Raw genomic sequence first — 21416 nt, 5'->3', positions numbered from 1 at the left:
CAATCGGCGTGCCACGGCTCTGCGCGCAACTTTCATAGTCTTTTCCAACGAGTTAGGAAGCGCTTTGGTGTGCCTCTTGCCCCGGCGTGTTGGAAAGCCGACATGCGTTGTGATCGAGACGCACGTCGCGGCGCGAGAAGATGTTGACTGAAGCTATGGCCGCTCCTTTCTCTTTTTTTGCTGGAAACATGGCTCGTTAGGTGGCAGCAAGACGGTGTAAGAGCTGCCTGGCCAAGCGCTGGTCAAATGCCCACGCGAGAAACCTCCCTAATCTCCCAAAAGGATCTCAACGGCACGTGCAAGCGGAATTGCGAGTGGCGTTAGGCCTTGGTCGACCAGAAAGCGGAGCTCATTTTTGGAGAGCGTGTCGGGCTCGACCACGGCATAGTGAACGTCGGACGAGCGCTTTGACACCTGTCGCGCATAGGTGCGCAGGAGCTGGTCGTTAAAGCGGCACCCCAGAAACAGGAAGCTGCGGCCGGTGCGGCGGGCCTTCACCTCGCCGGGAATCGGCGTCTGTATGTCGATTTCCGTGAGCACCTCAACATAGTCGGCATCGGAGATCAGGAAATTCTTGGCCGGCGCAACGCTGCCGTGCGGCTTGTAGAGGATCGTTGTCCAGCTTTCTGCAAGAGAGCAATCGACTTCATGGCCTGCGGAATCGTAGAAGCGATACCAGCGATCCTCACGCAGACCGGCGCGGGTGATGCCCTGGATCTCGCCCCAATTGCTGTGTCCCGCCAACGCATTTCGCATCGCGCCATCGTACCAGCTGTCAACAATCAGCGGCAGCCGCAGTGTTGCAAGATACCTCTGTAGTTGCGCTGGCGCGATCGGCACGCTAAAGGCGTCCGCCATCGTCGCTGTTACGGTGATGCGATGCCTCGTGCTTTCGATGTACTGTGCGGAGGCCCAGGCGTTCCCTCTCGTGCGCCTTGGCAACGTCACCTTGGTGCCGAAGAATGCCGCCAGGTCCTCCGGATTCATCGGCACGCTCGTGTTCGACGATCCCACTAAGCCGGGCCCGAGATAGGGAACGACATTGCCACGACGAAGCCCCTCCGCGACCTTGCGGAGCATGGCTTCGGCAACTGGCTGACCAACGAACTCGATCCGCGGAGCCGGCACGTTCACGTCTCTTCTCTGTCGCCGCCACGCCTCTTTGCGTTGATCGTAATCGGCAAGGTGGTGTCGCTCGTCATCGGCGGCAGGTCGAGCACCCAGCCATTAGCTATTCTGATCCAGCCGCCCCACAGCGTCTCGTGCTCGGATTCAACGATCCGCTCCTCAAGGTCCTTCTTGGGGACGTAGATCGAGAGACCAGTTTCAGGTGAACGACGAATGATGACTTTCATCTGATAGACTCATTGGATCGAAAGGTCGTTTTTGCACGCTCTGACCGCGCGGGTGGGGTCTCTCTCAGTTTCGCGATGATATTTCGAAGCACAACGAGGACGTGATCGATCTCCTCGCTGGTGGTCTCGCGAGACAGCGAAAACCGGATCGCGCCGTGCAACAAGGCAGACGGTACGTGCATCGCTCGAAGCACGTGAGACGGCTCCATGGAGCCGGACGCACAGGCTGATCCGAGGGACGCGGCAACGCCGGCGCGACTCAAATGATGGATAATTGCTTCACCGTCGAGATGCTCGAAGGCGATATTTGACGTGTTTGGCAGACGGCACTTCTTGTCGCCGAGCACCACGCACTTGCCGAAGTCGATGACGCCCTGCTCGAGCCGGTCGCGCAGCGCCGCTATTTTCCTGCAATCCTGCCCGAGCTCTACGGCAGCAAGCTCCGCAGCCTTACCCAGCCCGATGATACCGGGGACGTTCTCGGTGCCGGAACGTCGGCGGCGCTCTTGCGGTCCGCCGAAGATCAGTCGCCTGAACTTAGTGTCCTTGCGCACATAGAGCGCGCCAACGCCTTTTGGACCATGCAGCTTGTGGCCAGAAAGCGACAGCATGTCGATCTGGGTCGCCTTCACGTCGATCGGAACTCGCCCCACAGCCTGCACCGCATCAGTGTGGAAGAGTGCGCCGATAGATCGCGCCATCTCGGCGAGGACCTCCACCGGAAAGATCGTGCCGGTCTCATTATTGGCCCACATGACGGAGACGACCGCGGTACGCGGGGACAAGGCACGGCGATAAGCATCAATGTCGAGCCGGCCGGAGCAGTCAACAGGAATTAGATGGCATTTGTTGTCGCGACGGCCGAGCTCGTCTGCGAGCGAGAGCACAGCTGGATGTTCCACGGTCGTGGTGACGAGTTCGTCGCGTCGCTCCTGCACGGCAAGTGCCGAAAGGATTGCCGTGTTATCCGATTCGGTACCGCCCGAGGTAAAGACGATCTCGTGATCAAAAGCAGCACCGATCAGTGCCTGCACACTCCTGCGAGCCTGTCTTATGCTTTCTGCAACTTGCCTGCCTGCTGCATGGGCGGATGAGGCATTGCCGAATTGCTCGGAGAAGAATGGTAACATCGCAGCGACAACGGCCGGATCCGTGCGGGTCGTCGCGTTGTTGTCGAGGTAGACCGACTGCACCGTATGCTTTCTTTAGTGTCGGGCTTTGGTGGATCCCGCGACCGGGATCAGGCGGACGAATTTGCCAAGCCGTTCGATGAGACGCGCCTGGATGCCTTCGAGTGTTGCACTGGCGAGCTTGCAGAAAACGCAGGCGCCCGTAAGCTTGATCATGATCTTGTTGCCATCGATCTCAATGAGCTCGCAATCTCCGCCGTCACGCTTCAGATTCGGCCGAATTTCGTCGAGCACGGCGCGGACGATACGCTCACATTCGGTAAGTTTCGCGGCCGCCGATTGTCTCGTTTGTTCAGTCTCGATAAGCATGTTTTGACACCTCTCCGTGGCGACCCGTCAGGAATGCGGCTCTAGCTAAAAGACTTGCCGCATGAGCAGCCCGACTTGGCGTTGGGATTGTCAAACGTGAAACCAGAGCCCTCCAGCGCCACCACAAAATCGATCGTCGTTCCGGCAAGATGCGGGTGATATTTCTTGTCGACAAACACCTTGATGCCGCTCTGCTCGATTACGGTCTCATCGGACTTTGGCTCATCGGCAAGCCCCATCGCGTATTTGAACCCGGCGCAGCCGCCCCCTTCGACCATTATCCGCAAGCCCTTCCCCGGCTGCGCTGCCGCTGAGATCGCGCTCTTCACCGCATTCTCCGCGCTCTTCGTCAGACTAATCATCGCTTTCCCTCACCAGCTACGGCAGTTCGAGATGAAGTTGGCAAGTCCCATGCCAGCAACCACACTCCCGACAATGCTTGGCTTTTGCTGATGTCGGTCATTTGCGTCGCAGGGCGTGTCGGGCTTGCGACACGACGCTTTGGAGCTAGGGAACAGTCTTGGCACGGTGCCGTAACGCTGCCGGCAAGGTATGTCTGTCAAAGCCGCGCAGACGAGGCGTTGCTTTTGGCTTTTCGCCGCATAGGTGGGCCGACGGCAAACAATTTGCATGGAGGCGAACGTGGGTTCACGCGGTTCGACACCTGCGCCAGCCACAACAAACCAGGAGGATTTCATGACGTCGATCGACAACACCGCTCTTGGCCGGCTTGATAAAGAAGGCCGCTTGCTTAATGCGGTGCTGAAGGGCGACACCACGAAGCCGGGCCGCTTCGGCTTCCGCGGCGATATCGCGCTAAGGTTCCAGGTTCAGGTTGCCGACGAGAAGCGTCCGCCCGACTATTCGATCGAGCAGGTATTGACGGTCGCAGACGAGGGAGAGACCACAATCCCGGTACTGGCTGGCTACCTGCATTCTCTTGCCTATCTTGCCGATGTCGCAAAGGTACTGGATGGCGCCTTGAGCCCGAACGGCACCTACTTCATGTTCTGCAACAATATCGATCTTCTGGCAAAATACCGCATCAAGATCGGTAACGTCACATTTCGCATACTGCCATGTGACGAGTCGACAGTTTGGAAGGAGATGATGGATCTCACTGGGGTCGAGAAGAACGACATCAAGAAGCTCGATACTGCGGGCAAGCTCGATTATCTGCTCGATGCCGCCAAGAGCATCGATGCCTCTTATGCCGAACTCTCCTTCGAAGAAGGCCTCGCCAGAATGCAGCCGGTGAAGAATCGCAACGAGAACCGCCCGGTGTGAGGTTCTCGCGTCAGATCGCTTCTCATCCCATATTGCCAGGGCTGTTGACGTGGCGCTCCTGCCAGGCCGGCCAATCGAACGATCAACAGTGCGAAAGTCTCCCATGCAAGTCCCCACCGTACAGATTGCGGCAGTTCAAGCTCAAACGGCTAATTTGAGCGGCTCAACGACTAAAATGCCCATCCTACGTCCAGACTTCGCTAAAGGAGCGAGAGTGAAGACGGGTAGAGCTCTCGTTCCGTTTGACGGGGCTCGATTCCAGCCGGCGTCGTGCGGACCCGCCCGACTATGGGCTGCGGCCCAAGGCGACCTTCCATGTGGCGGATTTCAGCGGTGCCGACGCGTCTCGCTTGGGCGCCGATGATCGTGTGATCCGGCAAAAGCCACCGCACTTGAAGCTCGACAAGCCCTGCCGCAGCTTTGGATCGGGAACTATATGTGGGCGTCGCGCAGGAGGCAGAATAGACATGGCAACGCTCGTCAAGACCACTCAGGACGGCCGCAAGCTCGAGGTGCTAGGGCTGGCAATCATGCTTGGCGGAAAGCTCGAAGCTGGTGAGCTCATCGAGGTCAAGGATCATCCGTACTGCCGAGCAATCCTGGCCGCAGTACCGGACGCTACCCACATGGCTGGCCGCGTCCCGCTGACGCGCGAGGAAGCCGAGATCGTTCTCGCCGCCTTTAAAAAGGCTGAGGCCGATATGCTCGCCAACCCCATCTCCATCCAGGAGCGGTTTCGGATTGCCGCGATGATGAAGGCACGCGAACAGGGGATCGAGTAGCAAGAGTTGGGGCGGCTTTAGCTCCGATTTGACCGTCATATCTCGGCGACACTGGTATATCAAGTTTTCGCGACATACCGAATTCTCGCGGACAAGCGCGGCAATGACGACGAGAGGCGCCAGGGCCAACTACTTTTTTAACACCTGCAGCGGCATAGGCGGAGCACTCACGCACTCATATCAATGCCTTCTGACGTTATACAGGCTTGGCCCTATGCAGAAGATCTCTAAAGACGTTTATCGCTTCTCTGTTCCCGATGGCTCAACTCAAGCAGCTGAAACGTGGGTTTGGCAGTTGGTCGGGCACACCCGGGCACATGCGCCGCAGCCGATGCACGCTCCGTCATCGTTCAGCACCATGATCTTCTTCTCGATCTCATCCTCATCGTCTTCGAGGTCGATCATCTCGCCGTCCCCGTTGATACCCTTCAGCATCATGACCTCGCGGCCACACACCTTGTAACAGCGGCCGCAGCCTATGCACTTCTTTGAGTCGATGGACGCCAGATACTCCGGCTTCCAGTCGCGGCCGTCGCGCGTTGCGAATGACATGGTTACCATCCGTCTGCCGTTTCCTGCGCTTTGAGATCCTCGCGCTTGCGCTCGAGCTCGTCGAAGGCGTCGTGGACCTTCTGGGCCACACTCAAGACCGAGGTCCAGTTGACCGGCAATTCTTCGGCGAAATCGTGCAGATCCATCTTTGCCTGGGTCGCCTTAGCGGAAAGCTTCTTGATCTCGGCTTTCAGTGCTTCAAGATCGCTCATTCGTCACCTCAGTAGTTCGCAACTTCCGGGAACCTGCGGATCATCTCGATTCCGCGGTCGACATACATGTCACCTTCCGTGGCAAGTTTTGAGAGGTTGTCAAAACCGAAACGATGCACGTCGCGCAGCTGCTTGTTCACGACAATGAGCCGGCCGCCGATCAGCACTATGCGGCCAAAGCCTTCATGGTGCATTTTCAGCATCGGCGAGACCATCACGCCGGTCGCCTTCTCAATGGACACGGCGACAGCGTTGAAGAACAATTCAAGCCGCCAGATCGTGTCCGGATCGGGGTCACCGACGATCGGCAAGGTACGGCGCTTTTCCCTGTCGAGAATATAGGGCTCGAGCAGCTCTAGGTCCTTCTTGTCCTCCCAAGCGCCATGGCCGTCCTCGGCGCGCCAGATTTTGACGAGCTCCTTCACAAAGGGCGCCTTTCCCGCAAGGCCGGATTGGATCAATTCAGCCGCCTCAGTCATAGTCGTTTACCTCAATCCTCGAAATCAAACGAGCATTCCTGGCCCTTGGCAAGCACCTTACGCAACCAGGGTGGCGGCGAGCCTTTCAATACGGCTTCAAGCTTGACACAGAGATCGTCGATCGCTTCAGGCTGGTTCACCTTCATGGGATGGATGTTATTTGCGACGACGCGCGCAGCGCCGGAGCCGCCGATCGCCGCAACATAGAGAATGGAGCAGTCTTTGATAGCCTCGATCTTCGGCGCGAGCTTGTCCTCGTTGCCGTCGTCCTTGAGGTCGCCGTCAAACTGGATGGCTTCGACGAAGCTGTGCCCCTCGGGCCTGACGTCATAGATGGCGATGTTTTTGGCCCAGCCAAAATGGGCATCGACGCGCTTCAGATCCTGGGTGGCGAATGCGACTTTCATCGGCGTATTTCCTCTCTTCGCCTCAATTGGGCCGCGGGGGAACGACATGCAGGCCGTTGTCGGTGATGCGCCAGGTGTCCGGCGTCGGCTGGCGGTTGTCCTCGCGGTCGGTAATGATGAGATTGGCAAGGTCAAAGATCAGCTCGCGCGTGCCGCGATAGCCGACCGTCATCTGGTGACCTGCGCCAAGGCGATCGAACATCGGAAAGCCGGCACGGTAGAATGGAATGTTCAGCCGTGCTGCCGCTTGGCGGCCGTGTGAATGGGAGATCAGGAGATCGCATTCGCGCGTTTTGGCAAGCTCCTCCAGATCTTCAAGATCGCCGATGATGACCTCTCCCATCCTGACACGTTCGAGCACCGGAGAGGCCGTTGTCGTCACTGCCGCGGTCAGCTGTGCACCCATCTCATAGAGCATGCTGGAAATGTCGAACAAGAGGTCCGGCTCGGCCCCAATGGCGAGCTTTCGGCCGCCAATATGGAAATGCGCATCCAGCATGGCGTCCGCAAGCTGGCCACGTTGCCGGCGGTATTTTGGGGGCACTGGTTTGCCGCTGATCTCGCTTACAGATGCGATGAATACGTCGCTGGGGACGAGGCCACAGAGCCGCTCGAACAGCCGGAACGGCACGCCCGTCCTGGCTTGCATGGCCTCGGCCGCGCGCCTCATCTGTGCTCCGATCGCGATCGTCCAAGCCGCCTGGCCCATAGTCGCGATCTCGTCGACCCCGATCCCACCGATCGTGGTCGGCGAGAATTCATCGGGAATGTGACCGTCGAGCGAACCGGCGATATCCGGCAGGAAGGATGGCCTCAGCCCAAAATCCTCAAAAATCGTCCGCAGCTCGTCAAGGTCGCCGGGGGTCAGGTGGCAGCCAGGCAGGACATTAACGCGCGAGAGGTCGCGCGGTGCGGCCGCATCGACAGGATCGACAAGCACCTCGATTACGCGCGCCACGGTCTTTTGCCAGCCATCCTGAAACGCGTCCTTGAAATCCGGCGTCGAAACGTAGACGAGCGGCACTTTTTCGAGCTGCGGATGCTTCTGCCGGATAAGGCGAATGAACGCCTCGACGTCGTCACCCTTGGTCTCGGTGACTCCGGTCGAATTGATGCCGATAATTTCGGGCTTGGTACGGTTGTAGATATTGAGGATCGCCTGCTCGACATTCTCGTAGCCACCGAGAACCGTGGCAACCTCGCTCATCGCGGTGGTCTGCAGCGGCACCGCCTCCTTGAAATGGCGGACAAACAGCGTCAAGCCGAAAGACGTGCAGCCTTGAGAACCGTGTAGGAGCGGCATTGCGCCCCGAAGCCCCAAGAAGGCAAAGGAGCCGCCGATCGGCTGGCTCATCTTGAGCGGATTGCTCGAGCAGGCCTTGTTGGAAGTGGTAACGATAGCCATGGCTTGGAACCTGCTTTACCGTCCTACTCTGCCGCCTGCCGCGTGGAAGTCGGCTGGGCCGCAGTCATGTCCGCGATGGACCGCTCACTGGCGCCGCAGACGTCGGGGGCCTTGGTGTGCTGAGCGATGTCATCGACCGTAGTCGAGCCGTGAGCGACAACGCTCTCCCTGGTGACACCGAGATCAAGATTTTGGCAACGGAAGGATCTTTTCGCGCAGCGGGCCTTTTCGACGCGCTCCAGATTCGGATCAACATCGACAGTCGCTACATCTACCCGCGCAAGCGACTTGGATTTCCAACTCACGTCGGCATCATCCCACGGCGCGGGCTTACGGAGCTGATCCCATATTGGGTTGTAGAGTGCCTTATCGATCTCTTCCATCAACTTTACGATGCCGAGATAGCCCATATAGGCGTGACAGCGCTCCTGATTGATATCGAGCCATGGCGTTGCGGTTTTCAGGGCGACAAATTGCGACTTTCCGCCCGAGAGCATGATGTCGGCTTTTGCTTCTTTGAGCATCTTGTACATTTCACGCGGCGTCAGATCCTCGATCATGTGAGCATCATGGCCCATCAATGTCTGGATGCGCTCCTTGTCCTTCATGGTTGATTTTTTTACTGAAGTGCCGACGATCTCGAGCCCGGCCTCTTGCAAAGCTGCGACGACCGACCACGATTTCACGCCCCCGGTGACGAGCAGCACCTTTTTGCCAGCAAAACGTGGCTTGAAGAACTCGATTGCGGCCCTCGCCTTTGCTTCCTCGCGTGCAACTGTGAGCTCGGTGCGTTCCATCAACTCGGCCGGAGCGCCCCGCTCGATCAGCATGCGCGCAATCTCGCGCAACGACTCGCTGGAGTCCTGGATACCGTAGAATGATCCTTCGAAGAATGGGATGCCGTATCTCTCCTTCATCTTACTCGCGACATTGATCAGGGACTTCGAGCACACCATCATTGCCGCGCGCGCCCGATGTGAGCAGGCCACGTCGCGATATCTGCCATCGCCGGAGATGCAGGACAGAACGCGAATCCCGAGTTCGTCCAACAGCGGCTTGACCTGCCAGAATTCGCCGGACAGGTTGTATTCGCCGATGAGATTGATGTCGTAGGGGGTCGTGTAATCGGGTTCTTGGGTGCCGATCACGTATCGCAGCAGCGCTTCGCCGGCGAGCTTATTTCCAAGGTTCTTCGAACCGACAAATCCCGGCGCGTTGACAGGAATGACGGGCCTGCCGCATTTCGCTGTGGCGATCTTGCAGACCGCATCGATATCGTCGCCGATCATGGCCGGCACGCAGGTTTGGTAGACGAAGATAGCCGAGGGATCATACTTCCGGATGATTTCCCTTATGGCTTTGTATAGCCGCTTCTCGCCGCCGAACACGACATCGATCTCTTGCATGTCGGTCGTGAAGCTTCTGCGCCAGAGATCGGAGCCAGAGGAAGCAGAACCGCGATTGTCCCAGGAGTTTCCTTCGCACGCGATCGGGCCATGAACCAGATGAGCGACATCGGTAAACGGCTGCAGCGCAATCTTGGCGCCATCAAAAGCGCAACCTCCGGCGGCTCCACCAGGCTGTGCTTGCTTGGTGCAGCCATTCTTGCGGGCAGCGGCCGATTTGTTGGCGTTCTCGACGCAATTCGTCTCGTTGAAGACGCCTTGGATGGTCGCCGATAGCGAAGTCACGGTTATCTCCTTCCGCCGACGTTTTCTGGTTCGGGCACGATCGATAGGCCGGCTGGCGCCAACATCTCCACCTCACGGCGGCGACAAGCCGCAATGAGGCGGAGACACGCCCACATCAGCGGATGATGTCGAAGCTGTAGTCCGTTTTTCCGACCACGTTGGTGTTCTTATCGATCTCCTCAAAAATCTTATCGAGTATTTTCACCAGAACATTCATGCCTCCCTGATAACCCCAAACCGGATAGCGGTGATGATGGTGCCGATCGAAAATCGGGAAGCCGATGCGGATCAGCGGCGTGCCCGTATCGCGCTCCAGGTACTTGCCATAGGTGTTGCCGATCAGAAAATCGACCGGCTCGGTGAACAGCAGCGAGCGCATGTGCCAGAGGTCCTTACCCGGATAGGCATGGCAGTCCTTGCCGAACTGCGAACTGGCGAAGAGCCCCTGCATTTTCTCTTCCCAGGCCTTGTTGCCGTTGGTTGACAGGACGTGTGTCGGTTCGGCACCTAGCTCGAGCAGGAAGGTCGCCAAGCCATAGCAAAGGTCGGGATCGCCATAGATTGCAAACTTCTTGCCGTGAATGTGTGCGCTGGAGTCTGCCATGGCGTCGACCAGACGGCCGCGCTCTTGTTCGAGCACCTTTGGGATTGCCTTGCCCGCAATGCGCGACAGCGTCATCAGGAAGTCGTCGGTCGCACTGACGCCGACCGGATGGTTGAACGCAACGACTTCCTGGCCGTGACTCTCGATGAACGGTAGCGTTTTCTCCGTGCAATATTGCTGCATGGAGATAGTCGCCTTGGCGTGGATCGCATCCGCGGCATCTTTCAGAGTCGTACCGCCATCATACATGCGAAACTCACCGTCAGTGGGTGTGTCGAACACGTCACTGTTATCCGCAAGGATCGTGTATCTGATCCCCAACAATTCGAAAATGCGCTTTATCTCGCGGATGTTGCCTACGGTATAGCCGTCGAAGCCGCCGATGAAGTTGATCTTGTCGCTCGGCTCGCGCTCAAGCTTGGGTTCAGACCCGGATTTTCCGTCCCAGAAATGCTCGATGATGCCTTTCAGGGCGTTATCATAACCGGTGACGTGGCTACCGACGAAGGCAGGCGTATGAGCAAAGGGAACGTCGAGCTTAGCCGGCACCGACCCCTTTTCCTTCGATGTCTTGATGAATGCGTTGAGATCGTCGCCGATCACTTCCGCCATGCAGGTGGTCGAGACCGAAATCATCTTCGGTTTGTACATGTTATAGCTGTTGGCGAGCCCGTCGATCATGTTGTTGAGGCCGCCGAATACGGCTGCGTCTTCGGTCATCGACGAGGAAACACAGGAGGTCGGCTCCTTGAAGTGTCGTGACAGGTGGCTTCGGTAGTAGGCGACGCAGCCCTGTGAGCCGTGCACGAAGGGCAAGGTGCCCTCGAATCCGACCGAAGCAAACACCGCACCTAACGGCTGGCAGGCCTTGGCCGGATTGATGGTCAGTTCCTCGCGCGCGAAGTTCTTCTCGCGATATTCGGGGGTTTTTGCCCATTCGCGGATACGCGCAACCTCCGCGGGGTCATGTGCATTCTCGAAGAGCGCTCTTTTGTTGGCCAGCATCTGCTGGTATTCCGGACCTCGGAACAGCTCGAAATGATCGAGCACGTTTTCGGCATTCTGGGTCATCGTGACGTCCTTTTTAGATTCGTGGTCGATCGTCTGGCCCGGCTCGCCTATTCCGCCGCCATCAGGCTCGGACGCGGGGTGTCCTTCCACGGCGCCCTGGTCTTCTTCCAGATCGGGGAATTGATTGCCATGTCCATGTCTCGGGCGAAGATCGCGAACCCATCGTAGCCATGATAAGGACCCGAATAGTCCCAGGAGTGCATTTGCCGAAACGGCACGCCCATCTTCTGGAATACGTACTTCTCCTTGATGCCAGAACCAACGAGGTCAGGCTGGATCTTCTCGACGAAGCGCTCGAATTCGTAGCCAGTAACGTCGTCATAAATCAAAGTGCCATCCTTGACGTAATGCTGGGCGGTGCGCTGATAGTCGTCGTTGTGACCGAACTCGTAGCCGGTCCCGATGACCTCCATACCGAGGTCTTCATAAGCGCCAATCACGTGCCGAGGGCGCAGGCCACCCACAAAGAGCATCACGGACTTGCCTTCCAGGCGCGGTCGGTACTTCGCGATGACAGCGTCCATCAGCGGCTGGTATTTCACGATGACGCGCTCGGCCCCCTCCTTGATCTTGTCATCGAAGAAGCTCGCGATCTTGCGCAGTGACTCTACGATTTTGGACGGGCCGAAGAAGTTGTACTCGCACCACGGAATACCAAACTTCTCCTCCATGTGGCGAGAGATGTAGTTCATGGAGCGATAGCAGTGCAGGATGTTCAGCTTCGCCTTTGGCGTCGCCTCAAGCTCGGCAAGGCTGCCGTCCCCCGACCATTGCGCAATCACCCGAAGGCCCATCTCCTCCAGAAGGATGCGAGAGGACCAGGCGTCGCCGCCGATGTTGTAGTCGCCGATGATGGCAACGTCATAGGGCGTTGGCTCGAATCGCCGTTCCGTCTCCGAGGTGATCTTGTCGAACACCCAGTCGCGAATGGCGTCGTTGGCAATGTGGTGACCAAGCGACTGCGATACCCCGCGGAAGCCTTCGCAGCGCACCGGAACGATTGTCTTGCCGTTATATTCCTTTGATTTGACCCTCGACACCGCCTCTATGTCATCGCCGATCAGGCCGATCGGGCATTCCGACTGGATGCTGATTCCGCGGTTGAGCGGAAACAGGTCCTGGATCTCATCGATGACCTTGGCGAGTTTCTTGTCGCCGCCGAAGACGATGTCCTTTTCCTGGAAGTCGGAGGTGAACTGCATGGTTCCGAAGGTATCGATGCCGGTGGTACCGACATAATAATTGCGTCGCGATCCCCAGGAATACTGCCCGCAACCGACCGGGCCGTGGCTGATGTGGATCATGTCCTTGATCGGTCCCCACACCACCCCTTTCGAACCGGCATAGGCGCAACCTCGAATAGTCATTACGCCCGGGATCGATTTGAGATTCGATTTGACGCCGCAGTCGGACTTACCAGCCTCGTGCACGTTAAGGTGCTTTGCACGACGCTTGGCGGTCTTCTCCGGGTAGACCTTCAAAACTTCGTCAATCAGCTCCTTATTGCGGGCCTTGATCTCTGCAACGCTCTGGGTAGATGCGAGGCTCATACGGATATCCTTCTAATTGTCCTGTGCGCTTTAGGCGTCGACGCTTTTCTAGAAAGACGCCGAATATGCGGACTGGATTACGCTGACAGCGCAGCGAGCTCGGAAGCAGTCTTACCGACCTGGCTTTCATCGATCGGCTTCATGATGCCGTGCTCCATCAGCATGTCCTCAAGCTCGTCCATGCTGATCGGGGTCGGGATGATGCCCTTGCCGCCATTGTTGTGGATTTTGGTCGCAAGATTGCGATAGTGGTCCGCCTGCTTGGAGTCCGGCGCATATTCCAGCACCGTCATGCGGCGCAGCTCGGCGTGCTGGACGACGTTGTCACGGGGCACGAAGTGGATCAGGTGGGTGCCGAGCTTCTTGGCGAGCGCGTCCGCCAGTTCCAGTTCCTTGTCGGTCTGGCGCTCGTTGCAGATCAAGCCGCCCAGCCGCACACCGCCCGAGTTGGCATACTTCAGAATGCCCTTGGAAATGTTGTTGGCGGCATACATTGCCATCATCTCGCCGGACATGACGATATAGATCTCTTGCGCCTTGTTCTCACGTATCGGCATTGCAAAGCCGCCGCAGACGACATCGCCGAGCACGTCGTATGACACGTAATCGATGTCCTCGTAGGCCCCGTTTTCTTCCAGGAAGTTGATCGAGGTGATGACGCCCCGGCCGGCGCACCCGACGCCCGGCTCCGGACCACCGGATTCGACGCAGCGAATATCCTTGTAGCCGACCTTCAAGACGTCCTCGAGCTCGAGGTCCTCGACGCTGCCGGCGCTTGCCGCCAGACTCAAGATTGTGTCCTGTGCCTTGGCGTGCAGGATCAGGCGGGTCGAGTCCGCCTTCGGGTCGCAGCCGACGATCAGGATCTTGTGACCCATCTCGGCGAGTGCGGCGAGGGTGTTCTGCGAGGTCGTCGATTTGCCGATACCACCCTTGCCATAAAACGCGATTTGTCTCAGTGACGCCATGTTGCTCTCCATCAACCGATTGACGATCTGCCTACTGCGCTCTGTCGTGATCCATCGTCCGGCTCGCCGCATCACGGCGCAGTCGAATACGATGCTCGACAGTCTCGCCCTCGGGTAATGACTTTAGCAACGAGCGTGCCAGCGCCTGTTCGGGACGAAAAACGAAGTAAGTGGAGATAGATACCGGTCCAGATGGGCTTTGTTGCAAGTCCGACATCGGCAAGGCTCGACGTTTCGTCGCTCTCGCTCGTCCGAAACAAGGCAACGCTCGTCTTACCGACTAGCCAAAACGGCAGTTATCCTACCGCTCATCGCTGATCGTAATCCGGTCCGGAGCTTGCTTGAGGCGCATCAATGAACGAGCCGAGGGTACCATGCAGTTCGAAACCGACGTTTCAGCCAGTGAAGACCGTCCGACCATTTTCCTGATCGAACCTGAGCAGGTGGTGCGTTCCGCGCTCGACTACATCTTGCGCGAGCGCTATCAGACACATGCTTTTGCCGCGGTGGATGAGGCTATGTCGTCGTCCACGAAGACTCCCGCCGTGGTACTGATCGGCATTGCCATCCTGCGGGACCGAGGCGAGACTGTTCTGGACGAACTCAATAGAGTGTTCACGAACACCAAGATCCTCCTCGTAGCGGAAAGGAACTCCGATCCTGTGGTGCAGGCCGGGCTTGAACAGGGCGCACACGGGGTCATCAGCAATCCAATCTCGTTCAGTTCTGTCTGCGGTCCCGTCAGTGCAGCCTTGGGCGTACCGGGCCTTCCCGGCGAACCATCCCATGTCATTTGTGTCGCGTTCGATTAGGCGTTTGTTATGCGTCTTCGGATAGCCGAATTGTAGTCCACCTGCGCCAGCTCGCAGACGACCTCCGCGAGCGGCATGAGACCTTTATCTACTTTTTCAGCTCCGCCTTGGCGGTTTGGCCAAGGACACCGGATTGAAGCCCGCTTCGACCGCGAGCTCTTGCGCCGCAGACCTCCAACATCACCACCTCGGGCCGCCTTCCGGATGCTCGGATCGAACTCGTCGACGGAGGAGACCAGCTCTTTCGACCTTCGCGCGCATTATCTCCTGGAATTCGGGCTCTTGGGGTCTTCGACGCCTGGGCTGTCCCCGTCATGGTCCAATAAGCCTCCAGCCGTCATGGAGGCATTCGGGCAAGTTCGTTCCCTCTCCGGTGGATTTGTGCGATCTTCCGATCGACCTTTCAGGATATCAGAGCCTCAAAGTGATAGCGATTGGTCGAGGTCGATGCCGCGTACACTCTGCGAACCTGCCAATCATCTATTAATCGCTGGCGACGACGCTACTGACCGGCAGTCTACCACAAGCTCGCCGCGCCGCTTGACAATTCAGTGTGTCATGCGCCGACGATCTCTCGATCGACTCTATCGGGGCAACATCCTCTTCGACGTCGTCAGGCGGGGACGCATGTGCCCTCGACTGGACAGACGACGGCGCATTGCGGTGTATCGCAGCGCCCCTCGCACTCTGTGCACTTTTTGGGATCAATCACATAGGTGTCGCGCTTTAGACTGATCGCGCCGTTCGGACACTCGAACTCACATGCACCGCAAACCGAGCATTGCGAGGCGACGATCTTGTAAGCCATGAATAGCGACTCCTGCGAGTAAACGATACCGCTCGACTTCGGCATTTCCCCTTCAAGCATCGTGCCACACACGAGAGATTGGATAGCCCGACACTATCCGTGAGACGTGTGCTGTCGCGAGCCAGACGGCACCTCGCATTCGTAATGCCCGCCAAATTATTAAGGTACGAATGTCTTGAGCATGTAGTCGATCTGCAGCGACCCCAAGAGAGACGACGTGGGTTTATCCCGTGTTCAGTTGCACCAAGCCTACCAGCAGCTAGCGCTGTCGCTATCAACGGCGCCTCGTCGGACCGCCTCACACTTCTCCGGCTTCAAATTTCGAATCACGGTAGGTCATGTGCAAAGTTCTACTTACGCTGTCGGACTAGCGACATCCATTTTGTCGTCTATGCGGGCATTTTTGTCCCGTTTGCGACCGTCGAATTGACATTGCACGACGGACAAGTCGATGTCTCGTCTTAAACCAGCGCGACTAAGAGTACTTTTGCGTCTGCTCTGTCCGAAAATATCACACGTGCTGTCCGCCATTGATCGGCACTTCCGCACCTGTGACGTAGCTCGCAGCGCTTGAACAGAGGAAGAAAATAACCTTCGCAACCTCATCGGGCGTACCGACACGATGTAGCGGTATGATCGGCGCCAGCTTCGCTTCGGTTTCCGGCGAGAGGATGTCGGTCTTGATCTCGCCTGGCGCGATCGCGTTGACCCGAATCCCGAACGGAGCGTAATCATGCGCCATCTCGCGCGTGAGACAGGCAAGCGCTGCCTTGGAGGTCGCATAGGCTGTACCGGCGAAAGGATGCACTCGAGTGCCAACGATTGAGGTGACGTTGACAATCGAGCCAGATGCCACTTTCAACTCTTCGAACAAACCTTGGGAAAGCAGAATCGGCGCGACCAAATTGACGTGAAAAACGCTCATCCAAGTTCCGATGGATGTTGTTAGCGAATTCAGTCGGCCTCCGTCCGCTGCCTTGGGGGAGATGCCCGCATTGTTGATCAGCGCGTGAAGCGGCTCTCCATTGAGCCGCTTCTTGATTTCGGTAATCGCGCCAGGTAACGCGCGATGATCGCTCAACTCAACCTGCACATGGTTATTGACTCCCGACTCCCAGGGACATCGGCCATCGAAGGGTCGCCGAGAACAGGAGATGATTCGCCAGCCAGCCTCCGAAAACAGCTTGCCCGTCGCGTGGCCAATGCCGCGCGAAGCGCCGGTTAATACAAGCGTCTTCCTTCCGCCAGCCTGTGCGTGCGACCTATCGTCGTGAAACGGACAAAGCGCGAGATCCGGCGCAGAGGTCGGGCCAGCAACGCTGTCTCCGTTTGATTCATGAAGGGGCAAGCGAGCTCCTTTAGGGCTTGATTAGATGCGCAACCTCGGCATCTACGACAAGGAATTAGCAATTATCGGACCAGGGCCGGCAATGCAGAACGCGATGCCCTCGGCCAGACGTCAACTTACCGACATCTTCGCCGGTTCGGTACAGACGCTCGTTGCCTCGCGAATTAAATGCGGCGTTGAGGTCGGCTCAGGTGGCGATGCGGGCTGACAAGGCCATGTTCGTGCAGGAGCCCCCTTTGGCTTTTCAGCCGGGTTGCAGCTTGAGACGACGCGCCAAAGCCCACCGCCGTCCTCCGACAACGCACTTCGGCGCAATTGATTCAGACTTCGACGCATTGCGGCTCGCGATCCACCGAGGCGCCCGGCGCACTTTGCCGTGTGTAAAATGCGCCGGGTCCCGCCTCTAGCACCACCAGTACGTCCGTGATGATGCTGCTCTGACTGAAGCGACTAGCGTGGCAAAACTGAGGCGCATAGCCTGCTCCACAGCAGCAAAGCAAAATTTGCGCGAGCGCTTCGATAGAACTTGAATCGGACGTAGCGTCAGTTGGTAAGCTCCGCAAATTTGCGTTTGCACGACAAGCTACAAGAAAGGCGCCGTGCCATTGACGCTCTCGCTTTTGCGACCATTAATCCGTTGGCGCCGCTTAACAGGACATTCGACGCCGGATCGCTAGTACCGTCTTGGAACGTTTCTGTTTAACAGCACGACGGCTTCGCCCGATGCACGTCGAATGTGCCAATCGCTTTGTAAGCTTCACGAACAGTGGACTAAGTTGGAGCGGCTATTCGTTTGGATTTTCGAAGTTGCCTCCTCGTGGCTGCTACCTCGTACAACATCATCTCGGTGTAGACGCTGCCTCGTGCGTTTGCCCACGCGGACGCGGGAGAGCCCTCAAAATACGTGCGTGCGGGAGCTGCGGGTCGTCATTCTCATGAGCAGCTGCGTATTCGATGTATGCATCCCGCTCTCCACTGCATGAGCCAATGAACGATAAGAGAACCTTCCGCTACTCGGAAATCATCCCTGCCCTTATCGGCTCTCGCGGTCGCAGGCGTCTGGAGAGCCGACACTGGGGGGCGCATCAAGCACGTCCAGTCTGTACTGGTCACGTCGCCGAAACCGTGATTCTAGCGCGGCATAGGCGAACCCAAAGCTAGCAAAGAAGATGGAAAGTAAAATGAAGAGGAGAGCAACACCCTCCTTTCCCCACATGCACTGTGAGAACGTCATAAATCGCCACCTTCCTAGGTCGGTATCACCTATGGTGCGATCTACAACTTGACGTAACGTGCGATTCAAGCTCCGTCGAGCTCTGAGTCAGAATATCGCGGAGGCGATGCATTGACCGACTGGACCGCCTCAGATTTGCCACGCAACTTGATTAATGAGCGGATACATTGTCAGAATGCACGGACGATGTGTGCCGGAGCTGGCGCACTTTCTCCCTGGCGACCTGCGCCGGACGCTTCAACCATCCTTTTCTCCTGCGCCGTCTGCTCGCGTCCTAAGATGTCAGGGCTGACCGCGTCGTGTTAGCTCCGTATCCACCGGCTAATGTCGCGATCAATACGCTAACCCGGCCAGCTAGATGGACGTTCGGGGGCCGCGCAGTGCGATCGTTCCCCTCTCGCCCCGTCCGGCACTAGTCACGTGAATCTAAAGTTCGCCACATAAAGTCTGCTGGGCCTTGTGGCAGAAGCGTTTGACGGAAGCCAAAATCTGGTCTGCGGACTTGGTCCATTTGAAGGCTTCGGGTTTCTGTTGTGCAGGTCAATGAAGGTGCGGAAGTCGGCGTGAAGTGGATGTCGGGAGCTGCTCTTGTCTGAGTACATCAAGAAGGGCGGGAGATCGCGTCTTATATTCTGCCCGCGCCGACCAAAGTGTCTGGAGGCATGAAAGGGCTGAATGAAAAGGCTGAGGAGAAACTCTATGCAGATATACTTATGGCGATGCGTATTCCGGCTTAGTGATGCCGGGTCGTTTGCAATGCAAGCAGGCCCGAACTGAACTTCCACGCACGTTTTGTTTTGAATTGAGGAATTGAGATGACGATTCCGGAGGCTCTGATTGAAGCCGCCACTGAGTACGTCGTGACGCATAGGGATAGCTTGTCTTCCTTTGGTTGGGGTGTCCGCAGCACCCTCGTCGAACAGATCGCGGATGACGGTGCCGCCTGCCGCTTCATACGCTTCAAGACCAACGAAGCTGACGCGCCGTTCAATCGCCGCGACCTGTCCTTCGGTCAAGTGCTCGCAGAATGGCCTAACGGCTCTTGTCCCAACCGAGTTCGGCCCAGACCTGTTCCTGCCGCGCATGATCGTCGGTAATCGTGAAGGCGGTCAGTTGATCGAGGTTCATTTCGCCTTTGCGATAGAGCGTGAGCAGAGAGGGGCTGACCGCACCGAACTTCAACCGTTGCTTGACAACTTCAACCGTTGCTTGACTATGGCTGCGGTGACGCCGTAACGGCCCGCGATATCCTCGGGGCTCATGCCTTCCTTCTGGTTCAGTTCGGCAGAAGCTTCGAACTCGTCGGCCGGATGCATATTGCTGCGGATGGTGTTTTCGGCAAGGCTAATCTCGGTCGCGTTGTGCTCGGTATCGATCACGCAGGGGATCGGCTCGTCTTTCTTGATCTACTTGCGCTTGGCCCGCGGAAACTGCGCAAGCCGGCGGCCTTCATTGTTCCTGGGGCCAAGCTCGGGCTCGATGACCGGAAATTGCAGCATGCCGACTGATGCAATGCTGGCAGCAAGCGCCGCGATCTCACCTTCGGTATGCGGCGTCTTTCGCACATTCTTCGGCGACTTCTTCAATTTGCCAAGCGGCACTATCACGATGTTGCGGAATTCGGCGGGAACGAAAGCAAAGACGGACCAGGTAGCCGTCACCAAAATCGGGGTATCTGGCAAGAATCTGATTTGAGGCTGTCAGAACTTTCGGATCACTGAGCTTTAAAAAGTTCTCTGTCGCGACTGCGAGCTCTCGTTCAGGTGCGGCAAGGTCCTTGCCTGCCACGGCAACCGGCGGGACCCGCATTTCCTCCGGCTCTTGAGATACGAGAACTGGAGCGGGTCTTGGCTGACTCGGCGAGACGATCACAAGCAAAGCAGCGGCGGCACTGTGGAATGTTCTGCGCAAAGATCCCCAATTCACAACCCCTCCCCGGACCTCCCCGGACGGGTACGGCCCGCCCTTGGTCAAAGTAGAACTCAACAGAGTAGCGGCCTTTCAGCTACAACCACGCGCGGCATCCCTGAATTCCGACCTGCGCCGTCGTTCATAACCAATGGTACGCGTCGAGCGGGTCAGCGAGACCTGTGCAAGTCAACAATCGTGCGCCACAACGGACTCAGCCAAAGTATCGGACACCAGAACATTTCAAGAACAATAACAACTGGGAGTTGCACAGGATTGATGGGGAAAAGCTCCCTCGACGAACCAAAACTCGTTGAAATCCAATAAGGTATAGGTTATTGACTGTTATCATTTCAATAAGATATTTCTTATTCTATTTTTCATAAATAATATGCTATACCTTATTGCATGAAAGACGCTATCCGCCAACTCGACAAACGTTTTTTGAGCCTGCACCCCCTCGCGAGCGTTCAGCGCCCGCCAAAGGGCTGGATTCGCGCGGTCCGCGACGCGCTCGGCATGACGACAGCTCAATATGGGAGGCGACTCGGCGTATCCCAGCCGCGCATCGTGGAACTTGAAAAATCCGAGCAAAGCGGCAGTGTAACCCTCAACACGCTCCAGCGCGCCGCCGAAGCCCTCGGTTGCCGGTTGGTTTATGTGCTTGTTCCTGAGCGCCCCCTCGCAGAAGTTGTAACGAAGCGAGCCGAAGAGATTGCGGAACAGCAATCGAAAGCCGTCGAGCAAACCATGCGGCTGGAAGATCAGGCCGTGAAAGACAAGACGGCCGCGCGGGCACTCCGCGAGCAGGCAATTGAGGACTTGCTGAAACGCCCCGCGCGTCTTTGGGATGACGAATGACTGATCTACATGCCGCCGACGATCACGCGACACCCTTGTCACCGGTAGAGCGTGAGGATCTCATTCCAACCCACATCACGCTGCGCAGCGAGCTGAATGAACTCGAGCAGCAGAATATCGCGACTGCAAACCGCTGGGCTTTTGGCCGCCGGAAGGTTGTGACGCGGGAGAGTTTTCTCAAGAACTTGCATCGGCGCATGTTCGAACGCGTCTGGCGTTGGGCCGGCAAATTCCGGACAACGGAGCGCAATCTCGGCGTCGCGCCTCTTCTGATCGAGGTTTCGCTACATCAGGTGCTCGACGACGCGCGATATTGGGTCGAGAAAAACACTTATCCGCCGGACGAACTTGCCGTTCGCTTCCATCACCGGTTGGTATCCGTGCATCCGTTTCCAAACGGTAACGGTCGCTGGTCGCGTTTGGCCGCTGACGTGATGGTCACACAGCTTGGCGGCCAACGCTTCACATGGGGCGGCGCCGACTTGCAAGCCGCCGGCGTCGCGCGTGCAGCTTACATCTCGGCTCTTCAGGCTGCCGACAACCATGATCTCGGGCCACTCATCGCTTTCGCGCGGTCGTGAAC

General features: G+C 57.6%; 25 protein-coding genes and 1 pseudogene. 6 read left to right on the top strand and 20 right to left on the bottom strand.

Features of this window, described 5'->3' with window-relative positions:
* Window positions 1-267: 267 nt before the first annotated feature.
* The 5 genes from ACV1FX_RS17275 to ACV1FX_RS17255 are packed head-to-tail and all read right to left on the bottom strand — an operon-like array spanning window position 268 to window position 3216.
* Window positions 268-1134, bottom strand: a complete 867-nt coding sequence (locus tag ACV1FX_RS17275; protein WP_473118748.1) for an SIR2 family NAD-dependent protein deacylase — start codon at window positions 1132-1134, stop codon at window positions 268-270.
* The gene (nifT, locus tag ACV1FX_RS17270; RefSeq protein WP_027527695.1) at window positions 1131-1355 is read right to left on the bottom strand and encodes a putative nitrogen fixation protein NifT; all 225 of its coding nucleotides are present in this window, start codon (window positions 1353-1355) and stop codon (window positions 1131-1133) included. The genes ACV1FX_RS17275 and nifT overlap by 4 nt, the downstream gene beginning before the upstream one ends.
* A complete protein-coding gene (nifS, locus tag ACV1FX_RS17265) occupies window positions 1352-2548 on the bottom strand; it encodes a cysteine desulfurase NifS (protein WP_473118747.1) in 1197 nt (398 codons plus the stop codon). The genes nifT and nifS overlap by 4 nt, the downstream gene beginning before the upstream one ends.
* 12 nt (window positions 2549-2560) lie before the next feature.
* Window positions 2561-2854 carry a NifU family protein gene (locus tag ACV1FX_RS17260; RefSeq protein WP_473118746.1) on the bottom strand — a complete coding sequence of 98 codons (294 nt, stop codon included), beginning with the start codon at window positions 2852-2854 and terminating at the stop codon, window positions 2561-2563.
* Between the two features lie 41 nt (window positions 2855-2895).
* Window positions 2896-3216, bottom strand: coding sequence for a HesB/IscA family protein (locus tag ACV1FX_RS17255; RefSeq protein WP_473118745.1), 321 nt, complete (start codon window positions 3214-3216; stop codon window positions 2896-2898).
* A gap of 334 nt (window positions 3217-3550) precedes the next feature.
* Between ACV1FX_RS17255 and ACV1FX_RS17250 the strand changes: the two genes are divergently transcribed.
* Complete coding sequence (locus tag ACV1FX_RS17250; RefSeq protein ID WP_473118744.1) at window positions 3551-4141, top strand: hypothetical protein; 591 nt, start codon at window positions 3551-3553, stop codon at window positions 4139-4141.
* Window positions 4142-4608: 467 nt separating this feature from the next.
* Complete coding sequence (locus tag ACV1FX_RS17245; RefSeq protein ID WP_473118743.1) at window positions 4609-4923, top strand: hypothetical protein; 315 nt, start codon at window positions 4609-4611, stop codon at window positions 4921-4923.
* A gap of 267 nt (window positions 4924-5190) precedes the next feature.
* On the opposite strand, the gene fdxB is transcribed toward ACV1FX_RS17245, so the two are convergent.
* The 9 genes from fdxB to nifH form a co-directional block, all read right to left on the bottom strand.
* The gene (gene fdxB / locus ACV1FX_RS17240) at window positions 5191-5475 is read right to left on the bottom strand and encodes a ferredoxin III, nif-specific (RefSeq protein WP_473118742.1); all 285 of its coding nucleotides are present in this window, start codon (window positions 5473-5475) and stop codon (window positions 5191-5193) included.
* A gap of 2 nt (window positions 5476-5477) precedes the next feature.
* Complete coding sequence (locus ACV1FX_RS17235; RefSeq protein ID WP_473118741.1) at window positions 5478-5687, bottom strand: CCE_0567 family metalloprotein; 210 nt, start codon at window positions 5685-5687, stop codon at window positions 5478-5480.
* An 8-nt stretch (window positions 5688-5695) separates the two neighbouring features.
* Window positions 5696-6166, bottom strand: a complete 471-nt coding sequence (locus ACV1FX_RS17230) for a NifX-associated nitrogen fixation protein (RefSeq protein ID WP_473118740.1) — start codon at window positions 6164-6166, stop codon at window positions 5696-5698.
* 11 nt (window positions 6167-6177) lie between these two features.
* On the bottom strand, window positions 6178-6573 hold the full coding sequence (nifX, locus tag ACV1FX_RS17225) for a nitrogen fixation protein NifX (protein WP_473118739.1): 396 nt from the start codon (window positions 6571-6573) through the stop codon (window positions 6178-6180).
* 22 nt (window positions 6574-6595) lie between these two features.
* Complete coding sequence (nifN, locus tag ACV1FX_RS17220) at window positions 6596-7978, bottom strand: nitrogenase iron-molybdenum cofactor biosynthesis protein NifN (RefSeq protein ID WP_473118738.1); 1383 nt, start codon at window positions 7976-7978, stop codon at window positions 6596-6598.
* 23 nt (window positions 7979-8001) lie between these two features.
* Entirely contained in the window at window positions 8002-9669 is a 1668-nt protein-coding gene (gene nifE, locus ACV1FX_RS17215) for a nitrogenase iron-molybdenum cofactor biosynthesis protein NifE (protein WP_473118737.1), read from the bottom strand.
* Between the two features lie 115 nt (window positions 9670-9784).
* Window positions 9785-11344 (bottom strand): nitrogenase molybdenum-iron protein subunit beta, encoded by a 1560-nt coding sequence (gene nifK, locus ACV1FX_RS17210; RefSeq protein ID WP_473118736.1) that lies wholly within the window; start codon window positions 11342-11344, stop codon window positions 9785-9787.
* 47 nt (window positions 11345-11391) lie between these two features.
* On the bottom strand, window positions 11392-12894 hold the full coding sequence (nifD, locus tag ACV1FX_RS17205; protein ID WP_473118735.1) for a nitrogenase molybdenum-iron protein alpha chain: 1503 nt from the start codon (window positions 12892-12894) through the stop codon (window positions 11392-11394).
* 77 nt (window positions 12895-12971) lie between these two features.
* Window positions 12972-13862 (bottom strand): nitrogenase iron protein, encoded by an 891-nt coding sequence (gene nifH, locus ACV1FX_RS17200; protein WP_473118734.1) that lies wholly within the window; start codon window positions 13860-13862, stop codon window positions 12972-12974.
* Window positions 13863-14236: 374 nt separating this feature from the next.
* Between nifH and ACV1FX_RS17195 the strand changes: the two genes are divergently transcribed.
* Window positions 14237-14674 (top strand): response regulator, encoded by a 438-nt coding sequence (locus tag ACV1FX_RS17195; protein WP_473118733.1) that lies wholly within the window; start codon window positions 14237-14239, stop codon window positions 14672-14674.
* Window positions 14675-15287: 613 nt separating this feature from the next.
* Here the strand turns inward: ACV1FX_RS17195 and ACV1FX_RS17190 are convergent.
* On the bottom strand, window positions 15288-15482 hold the full coding sequence (locus ACV1FX_RS17190; protein ID WP_254103479.1) for a 4Fe-4S binding protein: 195 nt from the start codon (window positions 15480-15482) through the stop codon (window positions 15288-15290).
* A gap of 511 nt (window positions 15483-15993) precedes the next feature.
* Window positions 15994-16830 (bottom strand): SDR family NAD(P)-dependent oxidoreductase, encoded by an 837-nt coding sequence (locus tag ACV1FX_RS17185; protein ID WP_473118732.1) that lies wholly within the window; start codon window positions 16828-16830, stop codon window positions 15994-15996.
* Between the two features lie 25 nt (window positions 16831-16855).
* Between ACV1FX_RS17185 and ACV1FX_RS17180 the strand changes: the two genes are divergently transcribed.
* Window positions 16856-17038: a hypothetical protein gene (locus tag ACV1FX_RS17180; RefSeq protein ID WP_473118731.1), complete on the top strand. Its 183-nt coding sequence runs from the start codon at window positions 16856-16858 to the stop codon at window positions 17036-17038.
* Between the two features lie 1452 nt (window positions 17039-18490).
* Here the strand turns inward: ACV1FX_RS17180 and ACV1FX_RS17175 are convergent.
* From ACV1FX_RS17175 to ACV1FX_RS17160, 4 genes and pseudogenes are all read right to left on the bottom strand, one after another.
* Window positions 18491-18636: pseudogene (locus ACV1FX_RS17175) on the bottom strand (IS630 family transposase); the annotation flags it as partial.
* Window positions 18637-19096: 460 nt separating this feature from the next.
* Window positions 19097-19246 (bottom strand): hypothetical protein, encoded by a 150-nt coding sequence (locus ACV1FX_RS17170; RefSeq protein ID WP_473118730.1) that lies wholly within the window; start codon window positions 19244-19246, stop codon window positions 19097-19099.
* Complete coding sequence (locus ACV1FX_RS17165; protein ID WP_473118729.1) at window positions 19243-19443, bottom strand: hypothetical protein; 201 nt, start codon at window positions 19441-19443, stop codon at window positions 19243-19245. The genes ACV1FX_RS17170 and ACV1FX_RS17165 overlap by 4 nt, the downstream gene beginning before the upstream one ends.
* Before the next feature lie 27 nt (window positions 19444-19470).
* The gene (locus ACV1FX_RS17160) at window positions 19471-19725 is read right to left on the bottom strand and encodes a hypothetical protein (protein ID WP_473118728.1); all 255 of its coding nucleotides are present in this window, start codon (window positions 19723-19725) and stop codon (window positions 19471-19473) included.
* Window positions 19726-20380: 655 nt separating this feature from the next.
* On the opposite strand from ACV1FX_RS17160, the gene ACV1FX_RS17155 reads away from it, so the two are divergent.
* On the top strand, window positions 20381-20833 hold the full coding sequence (locus ACV1FX_RS17155; protein ID WP_473118727.1) for a mobile mystery protein A: 453 nt from the start codon (window positions 20381-20383) through the stop codon (window positions 20831-20833).
* Entirely contained in the window at window positions 20830-21414 is a 585-nt protein-coding gene (locus ACV1FX_RS17150; protein WP_473118726.1) for a mobile mystery protein B, read from the top strand. The genes ACV1FX_RS17155 and ACV1FX_RS17150 overlap by 4 nt, the downstream gene beginning before the upstream one ends.
* Window positions 21415-21416: the final 2 nt, after the last annotated feature.

Source organism: Bradyrhizobium ingae (assembly GCF_055791185.1).
Note: the sequence above shows the minus strand (reverse complement) of the source record. Positions and strands in the feature narration are given on the sequence as shown.